This is a genomic window from Vibrio sp. 1151_11 (assembly GCF_029478525.1).
Classification (GTDB): domain Bacteria; phylum Pseudomonadota; class Gammaproteobacteria; order Enterobacterales; family Vibrionaceae; genus Vibrio; species Vibrio anguillarum.
The window spans coordinates 140,966-159,305 of sequence record NZ_SHMN01000006.1 but is presented as its reverse complement, the minus strand read 5'-3'; the positions used below and the strand labels follow the sequence as shown (position 1 = coordinate 159,305).

17 protein-coding genes are annotated in these 18,340 nt (G+C 45.2%); 14 read left to right on the top strand and 3 right to left on the bottom strand.

Annotated elements, in window-relative coordinates:
• Window positions 1–197: 197 nt before the first annotated feature.
• Entirely contained in the window at window positions 198–1,670 is a 1,473-nt protein-coding gene (locus EXZ60_RS07045; RefSeq protein WP_277435488.1) for an aminoacyl-histidine dipeptidase, read from the bottom strand.
• Between the two features lie 887 nt (window positions 1,671–2,557).
• Here EXZ60_RS07045 and EXZ60_RS07040 point away from each other — a divergent pair.
• From EXZ60_RS07040 to pgpA, 14 genes are all read left to right on the top strand, one after another.
• A complete protein-coding gene (locus tag EXZ60_RS07040; protein ID WP_013856188.1) occupies window positions 2,558–3,853 on the top strand; it encodes an NCS2 family permease in 1,296 nt (431 codons plus the stop codon).
• A 39-nt stretch (window positions 3,854–3,892) separates the two neighbouring features.
• Window positions 3,893–4,357 carry an oxytetracycline resistance phosphoribosyltransferase domain-containing protein Tet(34) gene (gene tet(34), locus EXZ60_RS07035; RefSeq protein ID WP_010320141.1) on the top strand — a complete coding sequence of 155 codons (465 nt, stop codon included), beginning with the start codon at window positions 3,893–3,895 and terminating at the stop codon, window positions 4,355–4,357.
• Between the two features lie 89 nt (window positions 4,358–4,446).
• Entirely contained in the window at window positions 4,447–5,694 is a 1,248-nt protein-coding gene (frsA, locus tag EXZ60_RS07030; RefSeq protein WP_019281101.1) for an esterase FrsA, read from the top strand.
• A 100-nt stretch (window positions 5,695–5,794) separates the two neighbouring features.
• Entirely contained in the window at window positions 5,795–6,184 is a 390-nt protein-coding gene (crl, locus tag EXZ60_RS07025) for a sigma factor-binding protein Crl (RefSeq protein ID WP_026027640.1), read from the top strand.
• A 122-nt stretch (window positions 6,185–6,306) separates the two neighbouring features.
• The gene (gene proB / locus EXZ60_RS07020) at window positions 6,307–7,446 is read left to right on the top strand and encodes a glutamate 5-kinase (RefSeq protein WP_038148735.1); all 1,140 of its coding nucleotides are present in this window, start codon (window positions 6,307–6,309) and stop codon (window positions 7,444–7,446) included.
• 13 nt (window positions 7,447–7,459) lie between these two features.
• Window positions 7,460–8,710 (top strand): glutamate-5-semialdehyde dehydrogenase, encoded by a 1,251-nt coding sequence (locus EXZ60_RS07015; RefSeq protein WP_170889648.1) that lies wholly within the window; start codon window positions 7,460–7,462, stop codon window positions 8,708–8,710.
• Window positions 8,711–8,841: 131 nt separating this feature from the next.
• A complete protein-coding gene (nrdR, locus tag EXZ60_RS07010; protein ID WP_010320136.1) occupies window positions 8,842–9,291 on the top strand; it encodes a transcriptional regulator NrdR in 450 nt (149 codons plus the stop codon).
• Window positions 9,292–9,297: 6 nt separating this feature from the next.
• On the top strand, window positions 9,298–10,395 hold the full coding sequence (gene ribD, locus EXZ60_RS07005) for a bifunctional diaminohydroxyphosphoribosylaminopyrimidine deaminase/5-amino-6-(5-phosphoribosylamino)uracil reductase RibD (protein WP_096036635.1): 1,098 nt from the start codon (window positions 9,298–9,300) through the stop codon (window positions 10,393–10,395).
• A gap of 1 nt (window position 10,396) precedes the next feature.
• Window positions 10,397–11,053: a riboflavin synthase gene (locus EXZ60_RS07000; RefSeq protein ID WP_096036634.1), complete on the top strand. Its 657-nt coding sequence runs from the start codon at window positions 10,397–10,399 to the stop codon at window positions 11,051–11,053.
• An 88-nt stretch (window positions 11,054–11,141) separates the two neighbouring features.
• Complete coding sequence (gene ribBA / locus EXZ60_RS06995; protein WP_094129757.1) at window positions 11,142–12,251, top strand: bifunctional 3,4-dihydroxy-2-butanone-4-phosphate synthase/GTP cyclohydrolase II; 1,110 nt, start codon at window positions 11,142–11,144, stop codon at window positions 12,249–12,251.
• A 208-nt stretch (window positions 12,252–12,459) separates the two neighbouring features.
• Entirely contained in the window at window positions 12,460–12,930 is a 471-nt protein-coding gene (gene ribE / locus EXZ60_RS06990; protein WP_026027639.1) for a 6,7-dimethyl-8-ribityllumazine synthase, read from the top strand.
• Window positions 12,930–13,397: a transcription antitermination factor NusB gene (nusB, locus tag EXZ60_RS06985; RefSeq protein WP_013856197.1), complete on the top strand. Its 468-nt coding sequence runs from the start codon at window positions 12,930–12,932 to the stop codon at window positions 13,395–13,397. Before ribE ends, nusB begins: the two co-directional genes overlap by 1 nt.
• A 123-nt stretch (window positions 13,398–13,520) precedes the next feature.
• A complete protein-coding gene (gene thiL, locus EXZ60_RS06980; RefSeq protein WP_026027917.1) occupies window positions 13,521–14,495 on the top strand; it encodes a thiamine-phosphate kinase in 975 nt (324 codons plus the stop codon).
• Window positions 14,492–14,995, top strand: a complete 504-nt coding sequence (gene pgpA / locus EXZ60_RS06975) for a phosphatidylglycerophosphatase A (RefSeq protein ID WP_047689286.1) — start codon at window positions 14,492–14,494, stop codon at window positions 14,993–14,995. Before thiL ends, pgpA begins: the two co-directional genes overlap by 4 nt.
• A gap of 144 nt (window positions 14,996–15,139) precedes the next feature.
• Here pgpA and EXZ60_RS06970 read toward each other — a convergent pair whose 3' ends face one another.
• Window positions 15,140–15,523: a DUF3461 family protein gene (locus EXZ60_RS06970; protein WP_026027637.1), complete on the bottom strand. Its 384-nt coding sequence runs from the start codon at window positions 15,521–15,523 to the stop codon at window positions 15,140–15,142.
• 128 nt (window positions 15,524–15,651) lie between these two features.
• The gene (glnD, locus tag EXZ60_RS06965; RefSeq protein WP_277435487.1) at window positions 15,652–18,276 is read right to left on the bottom strand and encodes a bifunctional uridylyltransferase/uridylyl-removing protein GlnD; all 2,625 of its coding nucleotides are present in this window, start codon (window positions 18,274–18,276) and stop codon (window positions 15,652–15,654) included.
• Between the last annotated feature and the right edge of the window lie 64 nt (window positions 18,277–18,340).

The following is an 18,340-nucleotide window of genomic DNA, read 5'->3' as shown; positions in this document are numbered from 1 at the left end:
GTGAATAACTCTAGGAACTTCAAGGGGGCGAACTCTAGCAGTCACAAAAAATGTGCGCTAATGAAATTAATTTGCCTTATCGATAAAATTAATTGATAGAAAAAGAGGTAAGGATTGATGCCGAATTCCGCAGCCAAAGCAAGATATTCATCAACTTGATATTACACGCTGGTTGAAGAATTCGACATCAGAGTGGGTTAAACTTTCGCTGGAATATGCTCTAGTAGGGCAACCATTTGCTCCCAGAAAAGGTCGACTGTGTCGATCTTCACTTTCTCATCCGGTGAGTGAGGGAATTTAATGGTTGGGCCAAACGAAACCATATCCATTTCTGGGTACGGTTTTTTGAAAAGACCACATTCTAGACCAGCATGGATCACCATGATATTCGGTTTATGACCGTAAATACCTTGGTACATGTCTCTGAAAATAGCCATGATCTCTGAATCGGCATCTGGTTTCCAGCCCGGATAAGCACCAGTAAAGGCAATTTCCGCATTCGCTAGCTCAGCAACGGATTTGAGCATGCTTTCAACCTGTTGGCGACCTGAATCAATCAGAGAACGAATAAGGCATAACACAGTCACAGAGTTTTCTTGTGTGGTAATCACACCGACATTCAATGAGGTTTCAACCACGCCTTCAATTTCATCGCTCATCCGGATCACACCGTTTGGACACGCATTTAATGCGGCAATAAAACGTTGTTGATCAACAAGAGCGAAGACATTTTCCGCATTGTCTTGCGGGTTGTTGAAAGTGACAATTCCCGTTTCGACGCGTCCAAGCTCTTCTTTCACTAGCTGGGTATAGGTGCTAAATAGCTCATCCAGTTTTATCCCATTTTCGGCAGGAATGGCCACGGTGACAAACGCTTCTCGAGGAATGGCGTTACGTAGGCTACCACCGCGAAACTCGATCAAACGTAAATCAAGTTCTTGTGCGTGACTAGCAAGAAAGCGAGCCAGTAGCTTGTTAGCATTCCCACGGCCAGTATGGACGTCACACCCAGAGTGACCTCCTTTTAACCCTTTCAAAATCAATTGATGTGTTACGTAACCAGCAGGCATGGCTTGTCGTTGGATATTAAAAGTCATTGCGCCATCAATACCACCAGCACAGCCCATATACACTTCGCCCTCTTGCTCTGAATCAGTATTGAGCAGGATCTCTCCTTCTAACCAACCCGCTTCAAGGCCGAAAGCACCAGTCATACCCGCTTCTTCATCAATCGTCAGTAACACCTCAATAGGACCGTGCTTGAGCTCTTTTGACGCGAGAACAGCCAAACATGCAGCCATACCCATGCCGTTATCGGCACCTAAAGTGGTTCCTTTGGCCGTTACCCATTCGCCATCGATATACGGTTGGATAGGGTCCTTAGCAAAGTCGTGCTGCGTGTCTTCGTTTTTTTGCGGCACCATATCAATATGAGCTTGTAGAACCACACCTTTCTTATGTTCCATGCCAGCTGTCGCTGGTTTTTTTATGAAAACGTTGCCGGTTGGATCTCGGCGTACCGCTAAACCCTGCTCTGTCGCCCACTGGATGATGTGTTGGGCTAAGGCTTCTTCATGCTTAGACGGGTGAGGAATGGAACAGATTTTATCGAAAAATTGCCATACGGGTGCCGATGACAATTTACTGATTTCAGAATAGAACTCAGACACGGAATACTCCTTTTATTCGAGCTTGCCAGATCATGAACAGGCGAAATGTTTCTTTGGTAGCGATATCGACTAGATCTGAGCATGACTTGTAGTGGTGGACAGCATACCACTCTCGACAATCAGCGAGTAGCCTCACCGCTTGAGAATTGTTTTATTGGTGTCACATTAAATCGACTGTAGCGTATAGAAGAGATGACACAATCGGCGATGAGATTCTTCCCCTTACCGCCTAATAATCATTTTTTGCTGATATTTGTGTAATTTAATTACCTGAATCTGTTGATGTAGATCATTAAAATAAAATTATGTGATTTTTGTCACGCTAAATATTGTAATTTAATTTCTTGGTGGTATATTTGTAACCAACTTCGAAAGCGAAGAAAAAATGCTCAAAGGATGAGTCCGTTTATCGCCTCCATGGAACCGAGAAATCAAATTTATGTTCAATTGATTTTATAAGGTGATAGTTATGAAAGGTTTACCATCAGCAATGTTCTGGACAAACAAGTCTGTTTACACTGGCAACTTTGCTTACCCAACAAGCTTTGGTTATTAAGACTTTAAGCATGTTATTTGAACTGTATGTTCACCCCCCTAGATATTGGAATTTTTTTGTAGTCAGTTTGGCTAAAATGATTCGCCGCCACCTCAGATGAGGTGGCGTTTTTTTATCTCAATGTTCAAGACTTCCTTTACGGCTCAATGGCAATACGATATGGAAATCCGCTTTTTCTTTTTGAAGAAATGAAGCGCGACTAGGTTCATAAGCCATTAATAAAAGCATATTACAGCCTTAATTCTATCTGGAATTTGTGATCTGATCTCTCTATAATCCACAGCCAATCGATTACGCAACCGTTTACTTTTTACCCTTATAGGACTCGATCATGCTCGAAAGGCTATTTAAACTTAGTGAATATGGCACAAACGTGCGCACTGAGGTTATCGCAGGAATAACGACATTTCTCACGATGGCATACATTATCTTTGTTAACCCTGCGATCTTAGCGGATGCCGGCATGGACCGTGGTGCAGTATTTGTTGCTACGTGTCTTGCGGCGGCTATTGGCTGTTTCATCATGGGCTTTGTCGCCAACTACCCAATTGCGCAGGCTCCGGGTATGGGGTTAAACGCATTTTTTACTTACGCCGTTGTGCTCGGCATGGGATATACATGGCAAGTTGCGCTGGCGGCGGTATTCGTTTCTGGTGTGCTGTTCATTTTTCTTAGTATCTTTAAAATCCGTGAGTGGATCATCGGTTCGATTCCGATGTCATTACGAACGGGGATCTCGGCCGGTATTGGACTTTTTCTTGCCTTTATTGCCCTGAAGAATGCAGGCATTGTGGTTGATAACCCTGCAACTTTGGTTTCTGTCGGCGCAATTACTTCTCTTCCTGCTGTACTCGGTGCGATAGGTTTCTTCCTGACGATTGCTTTGGTTCATCGTGGTTTAAAGGGTGCCGTAATGATCGCGATTCTTGCGGTTACTGGCCTTGGTTTAGTGTTTGGTGACGTTCAGTGGCATGGCATTATGTCGGCACCACCAAGTATTGCGCCAACTTTTTTGCAGCTTGATTTCTCCGCCGTTTTTGAAGTGGGTATGATCTCAGTTGTGTTTGCGTTTCTGTTTGTCGATCTATTTGACACGGCTGGCACCTTAGTTGGCGTGGCGCAAAAAGCAGATTTGATTGGCAAAGATGGTAAAATCCCACGTCTAAATAAAGCATTGCTTGCCGATTCTACCGCTACGTCAGTCGGTGCCCTGCTGGGTACATCAAACACAACCTCTTACATTGAAAGTGTGGCGGGTGTTGCTGCTGGCGGGCGCACAGGGCTGACTGCAGTCGTTGTTGGCATTTTGTTCTTACTTGCATTATTCTTCTCGCCATTAGCTGGAATGATCCCTGCGTACGCTACGTCTGGTGCATTATTTTATGTGGCAATTTTGATGCTTTCTGGTTTGGTCAGTATTGATTGGCGCGATTTAACAGAAGCGGCTCCTGTCGTCGTTACCTGTTTATTAATGCCGCTGACATTCTCTATAGCAGAAGGTATTTCTCTTGGTTTCATTGCTTATGCGGCTATCAAACTATTTAGTGGCAAAGGGCGCAGTGTATCGATGAGTGTGTGGGTGATGTCAGCCATCTTCATCTTTAAGTATATCGCCTCTGCAATGTAATGAACGACACAGATTATTTAAATAATTAGGTTTACAACAATGAGCAATAAATTCGTTATCACTTGGGACAACATGCAGACTTACTGTCGTCAATTGGCAGAAAAACAGATGCCTGCAGAGCAATGGAAAGGTATTTGGGCGGTGAGCCGTGGTGGTCTGGTTCCTGGTGCCATATTGGCGCGTGAATTAGGTATTCGCCATGTCGATACGATTTGCATTTCAAGTTACGATCATGATCATCAGCGTGACATGACAGTGATCAAAGCACCTGAAGGTGACGGCGAAGGTTTCTTAATTGTTGAAGATTTGGTCGATAGTGGTGATACCGCACGTAAGCTACGTGAAATGTATCCTAAAGCGAAATTGATTGCGGTGTGTGCGAAGCCTTCTGGCGTAAGCTTGTTAGATGATTATGTTGTGGATATTGCTCAAGATACGTGGATTGAGCAGCCATGGGATATGACGATTCAATACGCAGAACCGATTAACCGTAAACAAAAGTAATGTTTTTCTTTGCGTTTATTTGAAAATGGCCCTTTATCGGGCCATTTTTTTTATTACTATTAGAGCACCGCTCTCAATTGAATCGACTTATGTCTGAATCTAACAGCCAAAACCTTTCTGAAACCTTGTTCCAGAAATACAAGCAAGCCCAAGAAACCTCGGCATTGACCCGTTATATGCCAAGCAGCCAAGAAATTTTGGACCTAAAAAAACAGCAAGAAGGGTACGTTTGGTATCGAAATCTCAGGCGTTTACAGTGGATATGGCAAGGTGTTGATCCAGTAGAGCAAGAAGAAGTTCTCGCCCGCATTGCCTCTTCGAAACATTCGCGAACCGAAGCGGATTGGCTAGATACGGTTATGGGCTATCACAGTGGTAACTGGGCATACGAGTGGACTAAGCTGGGTATGCGTCACCAAAAGCGCGCTAATGACAAGCAAGACGAAGAGGCGGCCAATGAACTTTTTTCCGCGTCGCTCTGCTTTAGCATTGCTGGTTATCCGCATCTAAAAAATGATAATTTATCCTTGCAGGCACAGATACTGTCAAACAGCGCTTATAACGAAGCGGCCAAATTGACTCGTTATGTGATTAAGCAGGTTGAAGTACCCTATAAGAACAAAAAAATAGTCGCTAATTTGCATTTGCCCAATACCGATAGGCCTCATCCGGTCGTTTTGGTTAGCGCCGGTTTAGACAGTTTGCAGACGGATATGTGGCGTTTGTTTAGAGATTATCTCGCGCCTAGAGATATTGCGATGTTAACCATTGATATGCCCTCCGTAGGTCATAGCTCTCATTGGCCCTTAACTGAAGATTCTTCATGTCTGCATCAAGCCGTACTCAATGAACTGGAAAGCTTGCCTTGGGTTGATCATCGAAAAGTGGGGCTTGTTGGATTTCGATTTGGTGGTAACTCCATGATCAGGCTCTCTTTTCTAGAGCAAGATAAAATTAAGGCTTGTGTTTCATTAGGCGCACCTATCCACGATATTTTAGCTTCGCCAGAAAAATTGAAAAAAATGCCCAAAATGTATATTGATGTGCTGGCGTCTCGTTTAGGTAAAGACGTGGTGGATATTAATAGCCTTGCTGGGTTGATGCGAGCGTGGTCACTGAAAGTGCAAGGTTTTTTAACCAGTAGGCGAACTAAAGTTCCGATTTTGGCTTTAGGATTAGAAGGTGATCCCATTTCACCCTATTCAGATAATCAATTAGTTGCAATTTTTAGTGAATATGGCAAAGCGAAACAGATAAAAAGCAAAACAATTACACAAGGATATGAGCAATCCCTCGATTTAGCGATAAAGTGGTTAGAAGATGAGCTATTTAGGTGACTTTTCTACTAAATTAGTTAAGCATGATATTGGTATGCGGTAACAAGCATATGATTAATAAAAATAATGATCGTTCTTAACATTGAAATGGAGAGTCAATATGTCAGAAATGACCCACACCCCGACTCATTATCGCTTATTGTCTGCTTTAAAAGCTATTGGACCTTATTTACGAGAAGGCCAATGTCGTGAGGATCACTACTTATTTGATTGCCTTGCGTCTTGCGTTAATGACAAAAAATCCCCAGAAAAACGAGAGTTTTGGGGCTGGTGGCTGGAGCTTACTAAGAAAGAATCAGGGTTTGAGGCTAAGTATCATACAGGACGTTACAACTTGGCTGGCGCGTGGGATGCTGACGCAATTCCTAAATCCGTATTTTCTGAAGTCAAACGCACCCAAGAAGAGTTTCATGCCAAACTGGTAGCGAGTCTCTATGAGCGCTTTGAATTGAGTGTTGAGATTGCACAAGATTCCGCTGAATTCGTCTGATTTTCGTTATCCCCTTACCCTCGTGATGAAAAAGGTGCTTTTTAGCACCTTTTCTACTTGTGAATTATTGCTTTGATTGCTAAAACATCAGCTCTTATGTGTTTTCCATTTCAGAAGAAATCATGACAACGAATCAACAAAGCGGAAAAGCGGTGCAACTTCAAACAATCGTTGTGAAGCTAGGAACCAGTGTATTAACCGGTGGTACTTTGGCGTTAGATAGAGCTCATATGGTTGAGCTTGTCCGTCAATGTGCTGAACTGAAAAAGCAAGGCCACTCAGTGGTGATTGTATCGTCGGGCGCAATTGCCGCTGGTCGAGAACACTTAGGTTACCCCGCACTCCCCAACGCAATGGCTAGCAAACAGTTGCTTGCTGCGGTTGGGCAGAGTCAACTGATTCAAGCATGGGAATCTCTTTTTGCCATCTATGGGATTAAAATAGGTCAAATGCTACTGACTCGTGCCGATCTAGAAGATCGTGAGCGTTTTTTGAATGCGCGAGATACCATTAATGCTTTGGTCGAGCACGATATTATTCCTGTGGTCAACGAAAACGATGCAGTGGCAACCAGTGAAATCAAAGTGGGCGACAACGACAATTTGTCAGCCTTGGTCGGTATCTTATGTGGTGCCGATAAACTATTGCTGCTCACTGATCAAAAAGGGCTCTTCACCGCAGACCCGCGTAAAGATCCTAACGCTGAACTGATTAAAGAAGTCAAAACCATTGATGATACCTTGCGTAAAATCGCTGGGGGTAGTGGTACCACGCTTGGCACCGGAGGTATGGCAACTAAGCTTCAGGCCGCTGATATTGCTCGTCGTGCAGGGATTGAAGTCATTATCGCCGCAGGGCGTGCCAGCAACGTTATTTTTGACTCTTTAAGTGATGCGCCACAAGGCACCCGTTTCTTGCCATGTACCGAAGCGTTAGAAAACCGCAAACGCTGGATTTTAGCGGGTCCTGCCGCTTCTGGTGACATTGTCATTGATGGCGGAGCCGTCAACGCTGTAGTCGCGAATGGCAGTAGCTTATTAGCGAAAGGGGTAGTGAATGTCAGTGGTACTTTTGCACGTGGTGAAGTGGCGCGAGTAACCGATAAACAAGGCGTATTAATTGCCCGTGGCATCGCCGCTTATTCCAGCCAAGACTTAGCCAAAATCGCGGGCAAACACAGCAAAGATATCGGAGGCATTTTAGGTTACGATTATGGCTCAGAAGTCATTCATCGCGATGATCTTGTTGTGATCCAAGAATAGTAAGGAAAAGAAAGTGGATTTAACCATAATGGGTAAAGCCGCCAAACAGGCCGCTTTCCAGCTCGCTACCGTTTCAACGACACAAAAAAACAATGCATTAGCGATCATTGCCGATGAACTGGAGGCGCAGAGCGCCGCGATTTTAAAAGCGAATGCCCAAGATATCGAACTGGCCCGCCAAGCCGGGTTGAACGATGCCATGCTTGATCGCCTATTGCTCAATGAATCGCGCCTGCAAGCCATTGCTAATGACGTGCGTAATGTGATTAATCTCAATGATCCTGTCGGTAGTGAAATCGATAGCCGAGTGCTTGAAAACGGATTGTCATTGTCTCGCCGCCGAGTACCGTTAGGTGTGGTGGGCGTTATTTATGAAGCGCGTCCTAATGTGACCATTGATATTGCGGCATTGTGTTTAAAAACGGGTAACGCCAGTATTTTACGGGGAGGGAAAGAGACCTTTTTCTCCAATATGGCGCTAGTCAACGTTATTCAATCGGCGCTAGAAAAAGCGCAACTTCCAGCGGCTGCGGTGCAGTATATTGAAAAACCGGATCGCGAACTGGTTTCACAGCTGCTCAAGCTGGATGAATATGTTGATATGATCATTCCGCGCGGCGGCGCTAGCCTACATAAAATGTGCAAAGAAAACAGCACGATTCCGGTGATTATTGGTGGTTTTGGCATTAGCCATATTTTTGTTGACCAATCGGCGGATCTGGACAAATCAGTCGAGGTAATTGAAAACGCCAAAATTCAGCGCCCTTCTGCGTGCAACGCACTGGATACTTTGCTGGTTCATCAAGCGATTGCCAGTGAATTTTTGGCAAAACTGGTGCTACGACTTAATGATCAAGTGACCTTCGTTGTTGAGCCAAAAGCCCAAGCCTGCATGAGCCATGCGAAACAGTTGAGAGAGGCCGTTGAAGGCGATTTTGACACCGAATGGCTAAGTTACACTTTGGGCGTCAAAGTGGTCGATGACGTGCAGCAAGCGATTCAACATATGCGTGAACACAATGCAAGCCATTCGGATGCGATCATGACAAATGACCTATTTAATGCAGAGCTGTTTATTAATTCCGCGGGCTCTGCTGCAGTGTATGTCAATGCTTCGACGCGTTTTACCGATGGAGCTCAATTTGGTTTAGGCGCTGAAGTGGCCGTTTCGACCCAAAAATTGCACGCTCGCGGGCCGATGGGCTTAGAAGAGTTGACCAGTTACAAGTGGGTTGGCAAAGCCAATTACTTATCACGCCGTTAAGTTCTTTTCGTTATGGATAACGCAAAGTGTGGTTGTTAACAAAATAGAGATTGAAAAGGGGCTGATGCCCCTTTTGCGTTCAACTTGCGTACTAATTCCGGTACACTGATGCTCATTGCTATGGAGGTGATATGCATTGTCCTTTTTGTTCAGAGAACGATACCAAAGTGATTGATTCTCGTCTTGTCGCTGATGGCCATCAAGTGCGCCGTCGCCGTCAATGTTTGGCATGTAATGAACGTTTTACCACGTTTGAATCGGCCGAGCTCTTGATGCCAAGAGTCATCAAATCAAATGGAAATCGTGAACCGTTTAACGAAGATAAAATGGTCGGTGGTATACAGCGAGCATTAGAAAAACGCCCCGTCAGCGCCGATGCGATTGAGCTTGCAATCAGTATGATTAAATCTCAGTTGCGAGCTACTGGTGAGCGAGAAGTCCCAAGTAAAATGATTGGTAACTTGGTGATGGAGCAGCTCAAAGTACTCGATAAAGTCGCTTACATCCGCTTTGCCTCCGTGTATCGCAGTTTTGAAGATATTCGTGAGTTTGGTGAAGAAATCGCGAAGCTGGAAGATTAATCGCTTATGTTTACTCCTTTTGATTATCAAATGATGTCGCGAGCCATTGAGCTTGCCAAAGGTGGCGTTTTTACCACTCAACCTAACCCCAATGTCGGCTGCGTGATCACTCAAGGAGAGCAGATTGTTGGTGAAGGTTTTCATGTTCGTGCTGGTGAGCCGCATGCCGAAGTGCACGCCTTACGCATGGCAAACGAGCAAGCGCAAGGTGCTACTGCTTATGTCACTTTAGAGCCTTGCTCGCATCATGGCCGTACACCGCCTTGCGCTGAAGGCTTGATTAACGCCAAAGTGGCGAAAGTGATTTGCGCAATGCAAGATCCGAATCCTCAAGTCGCTGGGCGTGGTATTCAAATGTTGCGTGACGCTGGGATTGAAGTCGAAGTCGGTTTGTTAGAAGCGGATGCCATCGCGCTCAATCCGGGTTTTATTAAACGCATGACAAGTGGGATGCCCTTTGTCCAATTGAAAATGGCCGCAAGTCTTGATGGACAAACGGCACTCAATAATGGTCAGAGTCAATGGATCACTTCAGCGGCCGCGCGGCGAGATGTGCAAAAATTTCGCGCCAAAGCGGGTGGGATTTTATCGACCAGCAAAACAGTGATTGAAGATGATGCTTCATTGACTGTGCGTTGGGATGAACTGCCTCCATCAGTGCAAGTGAACTACCCACAACATCAGTTACGCCAACCAGTGCGAGTCATTCTTGACAGGCAAAACCAACTCCATGATGGTCTAAAGCTGTATCAACATTCCGGTGAAGTATTGGTGCTTGGCACTGAACATACGTCATTGCTCAATAGCAACCAGACACAATTTGAGTTAGCGGATACCTTAGCTTATTTAGCTGAGCAGTCACAAATAAATCATCTCTGGGTAGAAGCTGGTGCCACACTGGCTCGTTCACTGATCCAAGCCCAATTGGTCGATGAGATCATTTTGTACTTAGCGCCTAAAATCATGGGTAGTGATGGTCGGGGGCTATTTGGTGCTTTGGGGCTATCTTCCATGGCGGATACGCTAGAGTTAATCATCAAAGATGTACGACAAGTTGGGCCGGATATTCGGATCATTGCCGTACCTAAAATAAAAGATAAATAGCATGTTTACAGGAATTATCGAGGCGGTAGGTACACTTGCCGCGATTACACCCAAAGGTGAAGACATCAGTGTGACCGTGAAAGTCGGTCATCTTGATATGAGCGATGTCAAACTTGGTGATAGTATTGCCACAAATGGTGTCTGTTTGACCGTGGTAGATTATAACAGCACTCAATATACAGCGGATCTCTCACTAGAAACGCTCAACAGAACCGGGTTTGCTCACTATCAAGTTGGTGACAAGGTCAACCTAGAAAAAGCCATGTTGCCGACCACTCGTTTTGGTGGACACATTGTTTCTGGGCACGTTGACGGTGTTGGTGAAATCATTGAACGTAATCCCGTTGGTCGTTCGATAGAGTTTTGGGTAGCGATCCCACCGGCATTGAATAAATACGTGGCTGAAAAAGGCTCAATTACAGTAGATGGTATCAGCCTCACTGTGAATGATTTAAGAAAGAATGCCTTTAAGCTGACCATAGTGCCTCACACTTCTGCCGAAACGACCATTGATGCATTTCATGTTGGGCGTAAAGTGAATTTGGAAGTGGATGTGCTCGCGCGTTATATGGAGCGTTTGCTGCAAAACCAGCAAGATGAAGAGACACCAGAGTCAAAAATTAGCTTAGCATTTTTACAACAAAATGGTTTTGCGTAAACCGCGCATTGTCCCATGCCACCACGGTCGTGGATAAATCTAAGTCAGGGACTGTGCGGAAAATAGTTCAGCGATAGGAAAATAGAGTATGCCAATAAGTACCCCGCAAGAGATCATTGAAGATATTCGCCTTGGGAAAATGGTCATCTTAATGGATGACGAAGATCGTGAGAACGAAGGTGACTTGATCATGGCCGCCGAGCACGTTACTCCTGAAGCGATTAATTTTATGGCTAAATTTGGTCGTGGCCTGATCTGCTTAACCATGACTAAAGCTCGTTGTCAGCGTTTAGGCTTGGCTCCTATGGTGCAGGATAATAATGCTCAATACACCACCAATTTTACCGTCTCGATTGAAGCGGCCGAAGGCGTAACCACCGGCATTTCAGCGGCCGATCGCGCCGTGACGGTACAAGCTGCGGTGGCGAAAGAGGCGAAAGCTTCAGACTTAGTGCAACCTGGGCACATTTTCCCACTGGCTGCGCAAGAGGGGGGCGTTTTAACTCGCGCTGGACACACGGAAGCCGGTTGTGATTTAGCGCGCCTTGCGGGGTTAGAGCCCGCGTCTGTGATCGTCGAAATTTTAAATGATGATGGCACCATGGCGCGTCGCCCTGATCTTGAAGTGTTTGCCGAGCAACATGGTTTAAAACTCGGTACGATTGCCGATCTGATTGAATACCGTAACAATACTGAGACGACCATTGAGCGTGTTGCACAGTGCAAGTTGCCGACAGAATACGGTGAATTTGAACTGATCACTTACCGCGACGTGATTGATAATCAGATCCATTACGCATTGCAAAAAGGAACATTGGATGGTCAAGCGCCATTGGTGCGAGTTCATCTGCACGATACCTTTACCGATTTGCTGCGTAGCGATCGCAATGCTGAACGCAGTTGGACTTTAGATAAAGCGATGCAGCGTATCGGCCAAGATGGCGGCGTATTGGTCATTTTAGGTAATGAAGAGTCGAGCGACTTATTGATCCACCGCGTTAAAATGTTTGAGCAACAAGACAAAGGCCAAGCGCCTACTTTAGCGAAAAAACAAGGCACTTCACGCCGTGTGGGGATTGGTTCACAAATTCTGGCGGATTTAGGTGTTCGTGATATGCGTTTACTCTCCTCAGCCAATAAAAAGTATCACGCTTTAGGCGGTTTTGGCTTGAATGTGACTGAGTATGTTTGCCAATAACGTCATCTCGTTTTAGCGCTTAGAACCTAACGTCACATTTAAAAATACACCGTAATAAAACCAATAAAGGAAGCCCAACGCTTCCTTTATTATTTCGCTGATTAGCCGCTTGGTTTGCCGTCTAAGCCGAATTTCCATTAGATATTGCTCACAAAATTGTGCTAGAATCCGGCGATTCTCACTTGTGTATATAGTTAAAGGAAGGCTTATGAAAGTGATCGAGGGTGGTTTCCCCGCACCAAATGCAAAAATTGCTATCGTTATTTCTCGTTTCAACAGTTTTATTAACGAAAGCCTGCTTTCTGGTGCAATCGATACTTTAAAGCGTCACGGACAAGTTAGCGATGACAATATTACTGTTGTTCGCTGCCCTGGTGCTGTCGAATTACCTCTTACTGCTCAACGCGTAGCAAAAACGGGTAAATACGACGCTATCGTGTCTCTTGGCACTGTGATTCGTGGCGGTACGCCACACTTTGATTATGTGTGCAGTGAATGCAATAAAGGTTTGGCGCAAGTGTCTCTGGAATACAGCCTTCCAGTGGCATTTGGTGTTCTAACTGTTGATACCATCGATCAAGCCATTGAACGCGCGGGAACCAAGGCTGGTAACAAAGGTGCAGAAGCTGCACTAAGCGCGCTTGAGATGATTAACGTTCTTTCAGAAATCGATTCCTAATGGGGGCCAGTGTGAAACCAGCCGCACGTCGTAATGCACGTCAATTTGCGCTACAAGCAATTTATTCTTGGCAAATTACAAAAGAAAATGTTGCCACTATCGAAGAGCAATTCCTCTCGGGTGGTAAGTATGATGAAGAAGAGCATCATGCTGCTGAGCCAGCGTTAGCGGCTCCAGAAACCGACGTTGCATATTTCCGTGATCTACTCACGGGTGTAGTGCTAAGCCACACAGAGCTAGATAGCAAATTGCGTCCTTTCGTGTCTCGTCCAATGCAAGACTTAGACATGATGGAATTGGCGTTACTTCGTTTAGCCATGTACGAAATGACTCGTCGCGATGATGTGCCATATAAAGTGGTCATCAATGAGGCGATTGAGTTAGCAAAGGTATTTGCTGCTGAAGATAGCCATAAATTTGTGAATGGCGTGCTTGATAAAGCCGCCCCACATGTACGCAAAAAATAATAAGTCGTTTTAAAATAAAAGGTCAGCATTCGCTGACCTTTTTTATGACGGATCTTTCTCCGCGAAAGCCCTAAGCGATGAGAAATGATGTACATAATAAAAACTCAGGGCAGGGAATTTTTTATGTTCGGTGAATTCAATTTAATCGATACCTATTTCTCTAACCGTCAGTCACAACGTAAAGATGTCTCTCTTGCTCTAGGAGATGATTGTGCATTGGTCAAAGCACCAGAAAATGTTCGGATCGCCATCAGTACCGACACCTTAGTCGCAGGCACTCATTTTTTAACCGATGCGAATCCGGCTTGGGTGGCTCATAAAGCATTGTCATCTAACATCAGTGATCTGGCTGCGATGGGGGCAACGCCTGCTTGGGTATCGCTCGCACTCACTCTACCTAGTGTCGATGAAGCATGGCTAAAACCCTTTTGTGATGCTTTTTTCGAACTTGCGAATTACTACAATATTCAGCTAATTGGTGGGGATACAACCAAAGGACCACTGAGCATTACCTTGACAGTACAAGGTTTTGTGCCACAAGAATTGGCGCTGCTGCGCAGTGGAGCCAAAGTGGGAGATTGGGTTTATGTCACTGGCGAGCTTGGTGATAGCCAAGCAGGGCTCGATGTGATTCTTGACCCAAGCTTACGCCATAAACCTTTTGCCCAAGAGCTTGAAAAGCGTCACTATCTCTCAACGCCAAGAATTCTTGCTGGCCAAGCATTGCTTCATTTGGCTTCTTCTGCAATTGATATTTCCGATGGTTTAGTGTCTGATCTCAAACATATTTTGCATCGTTCAAATGTTGGGGTGAGTTTAGATGTCGGTGCGTTGCCTATCTCGCAAGAGCTGTTGCAGTTTGTGGGCGAGAGACAAATAGCCCAGCAATATGCACTAACCAGCGGTGAAGAGTATGAGTTGTGTTTCACTGTTCCAGAGCATAACCGAGGTTCCATCGAAAGTGCGCTTGCTCATTGTGGTTGTAAGGTGAGTTGCATTGGCCAAATTCGCCCGCAGGGTATTTTCGAGCTCCAGCATCAAGGCAAAAAACTCAATTGGCAGTTAAGCGGCTATGATCATTTTAAGGTGAACGGATGACAAACCCTATCGCATTAATCTCATTAAAGAACCCTTGGCATCTTTTGGCCACGGGTTTTGGCAGTGGCCTATCGCCTATCGTGCCCGGCACAATGGGAACGCTTGCCTCAGTGCCTTTTTATTTGCTGTTAGTACAGCTACCTATCACAGTGTATTGTGCCGTGGTTGTGCTGGCTTGCTTGGTGGGCGTGAAAATTTGCCAAGTGACTTCTGACGACATGAAAGTGCATGACCACGGTTCGATTGTGTGGGATGAATTTGCCGGTTTTTGGATAACAATGCTAGTCGTGCCACTGTTTGAATTGCCCAGTTTAGATTGGAAATGGCTAGTGGCTGGATTCGTGCTGTTTCGCTTTTTCGATATGCTCAAACCGTGGCCGATCAGTTGGTTAGATAAACGAGTGCATGGTGGTTTGGGGATTATGCTCGATGATATCGTGGCAGGTGTTGTATCCGCGATTGCGCTGTATTGGGTCGGCTTTTGGGCGGGTTGGTTATAACATTGTCAGCGTTCAATATTGATTGACGGCTTAGACTTAGCAACAAAAAAGGTTCCTTTGGGAACCTTTTTTATCAGTGAAGAGTTATCTGAAACAGGGTTATTCGATGCTCTGGGTATCTAAAGTTACTTTACTGTCTTGAGACTATTTTAGCTTCTCTAAGTCAGCTTCAATTTCAGCGATTTTGCTCGTGACCACTTTTTCCAAATGGCGCAAGTCAGTCAATATTTTTTGCTTCAGATCGAGATCACTCATAGGAACCGGCTTAGTGATTTTATTTAGTTCATCAATCACCAAGGTTAAATTACGGTTGATCTCCGTCACCTCTTTGTATTGATGGCTGCCGCTATCGACCAATACATTTTTTACTTGTCGAGGGTATTTAAATTTCACGCTTTTAGCGAACAGCTCGCCTTTCTGCTTATGAAAGTAAATCTTCAACACATCTTTATGGGCTTCTTGACGAAGTGAATAGCGCTCAATCTGTTTAGGATCTTGAATGCCTAAACCGGTGAGGTAGGGATACATAGGCAACCTCTATTGTATTTTGTGACACATCAATGAACCATTTCAATGTAGCAGTCCATGCTCGCCCGAGATAGTTCATCGTGATATCAATGGTTCAAGTTGTGGACCAGATCGCTTTCCTTTTCCGTTTAATTTGGCGCGAGTTCAGAAACATTTTTAATCAGCATTTCACGTAACGTGCACTCTTCTTCTTCACTCAATTTTCCGCCTTGCGAACCGGTGAGAATAAACAAATCTTCTGCTCGTTCGCCAATGGTGGTGATTTTTGCACCATGCAGGTTAATGTTTAAGTCAGCAAATGTGGCTCCGACCGTTGCCAGCAGTCCCGGAGTATCAAGTGCGACTAATTCCATTAAGGTTCGTTTATTGCTTTTGGTGGGTAAAAAATCGACTTTAGTTTTGACTTTAAAATGTTGCAAGTTACGTGGCGTGCGGCGCAATTTCAGTTTGTTCTGCCAACCCGTTTCTAGCCCACTGAGTAGGTGTTTGATCAACGATGGGTGACACTCTTCGTCAATTGCATGGCCGTTTTGATCCAGTACCATGAAGGTATCAAGGACGTAGCCATCTTTACTCGACATGATCTGCGCATCATGAACATTGAGATTTCGACGGTCCAGTTCAGCAACCACAGTCGCAAAGAGGGCGGGTTGATCTTTAGTGTAAACAAACAATTCAGTGCCGCCACGAGTGGCTTTTTTGCTCATCAGGATCAGCGGTTGGCTTGGGTCGCTATGTTTGAGTAGGTGCTCACAATGCCAAGCGATCTGCTTGTGAGTGTGACGCAAAAAGTAATCGGCTTTAAAGCGCTGCCAAAGCACTTCAATTTCGCGTGCGCTGTAGCCTTCTTTACGAAGCAATGCGGATGCCATTTGTTGGTTGTGGCGAATGCGATCGCGCACATCTACCGGGTTTTCAAGCCCACGCCTAAGTGCCCGCTGTGTTGAGTGATATAGCTCTGCCAGCAAGGTGCGTTTCCAACTGTTCCAAAGCTCAGGGTTAGTAGCGCAGATGTCCGCGACAGTCAGGCAAACAAGATGTTCGAGATACTCTTCATCGCGCACTTTTTTGGCAAATTCGGTAATGACATCTGGGTCGTAAATGTCGCGTCTTTGCGCCGTTACCGACATCAAGAGGTGGTTTTGTACCAGCCAAGAGACTAATTTTGCTTCAGGCTTTGATAAACCGTGTTCAATACAAAAATTATAGGCTTCTACCGCACCGATTTCAGAGTGATCGCCGCCACGCCCTTTGGCAATGTCGTGAAAAATAGCGGCCAGAATCAGCATCTCCTTTTTCTGGAGACGTGGGTAGACTTCGCAACAGATGGGGTGTTTATCGTGATTTTGTGCGTAGCTAAAGGTATTGATGTGTTTGAGAAGACGAATGCTGTGTTCATCGACCGTATAAACATGGAATAGGTCGAACTGCATTTGTCCAACAATTTGGCTCCATTGGGGAAGATAAGCGGCGAGCACGCCTAATTTATGCATCAGGCTGAACGCACGATGTAGTGCGTTAGGGTGACGTACCAATGCCATGAATTTCTCACGCGCTTCGGGAATGGTGTGCAGGAATTTATTGAGCCGCCTTCTGGCTGTACGCAACTGGCGCATGGTTGTGGGTGCGACGCTTTCGATGCTGGAATCATTGGCGATATGAATAAACATATCTAAGATCGTTTCAGGGCGAGCTTGGAACAGCGCGGGTTTACGAGCTTCTATTAAGTTGCCACGACGTTGAAAATCATCATCTAAAATTTCTGCCACGGCTTCTTCGCCGTTATTGAGTATGGCTTGATCAAACAGACGCAGGAGCATTTTGTTGAGTTCTGCAACACGACGTAGCGTACGGTAGAACTCTTTCATCATCATCTCGACTGCGCGATTCCCTTCACCCGTAAAGCCCAGATGTTCTGCCACTTGAGCTTGATGAGCAAAAATAAGCCGATTGTCATAGCGTTTTAATTCAATGTGCAGCGCAAAGCGCACGCGCCATAAAAAGTCTTGGCACTCTACTAGCTCACGATATTCAGCATCAGTTAAAAAACCAAAACGACTCATTTCAAACAGTGATGTTGCACCAAAGTGACGTCTAGCGACCCAGCTTAAAGTATGAATGTCCCTCAAGCCTCCAGGAGTCGATTTGATATCGGGTTCAAGGTTATAAGTGGTGTCATGGTAACGAGCGTGTCGGTCGCGCTGCTCTTGAATTTTGGCGCGGTAAAAGGTTTCGCTTGGCCAAAACGATTCGGAATGAATCAACATCTTGAGTTTATAAAATGTCTCTTCGCTACCACATAATAGCCGAGCTTCTTGTAAGTTTGTTGCGACGGTTAAATCTTCACGGCCAATTTCAGCGCACTGTTGCACGGTACGCACGGCATGGCCTACTTCTAAACGCAAATCCCACAGCAGGGTAATAAATTCACTAATTTTACTGCCGAGTTCAGCGGGTAAAGTATGATTGGAGACGACCAGAATATCGATATCCGAAAGAGGATGAAGTTCACCGCGGCCATAGCCTCCGACGGCCACTAAACTGATGTCTGGAACCTGCGAAAATGAATAATGTTCCCATAACCTGTAGAGCAGTTGGTCCATATATTCAGAGCGGCCTAATACCAGGTCGTTGACCGGATGGTGGTGCAAAAATTGATGTTTCTGATACTGAGTGAACTGTTCAAGTTGTTGTTTAAGCTCGCCGATAGTGAGTTGTGTGTCAGTAAAGGTGAGGGGAGACTGAAAAGGCATAACGGCAATCCATGCTGGTGATATGTCACAACGTAGACTGACTGTATCAAATCACTGCAGATAA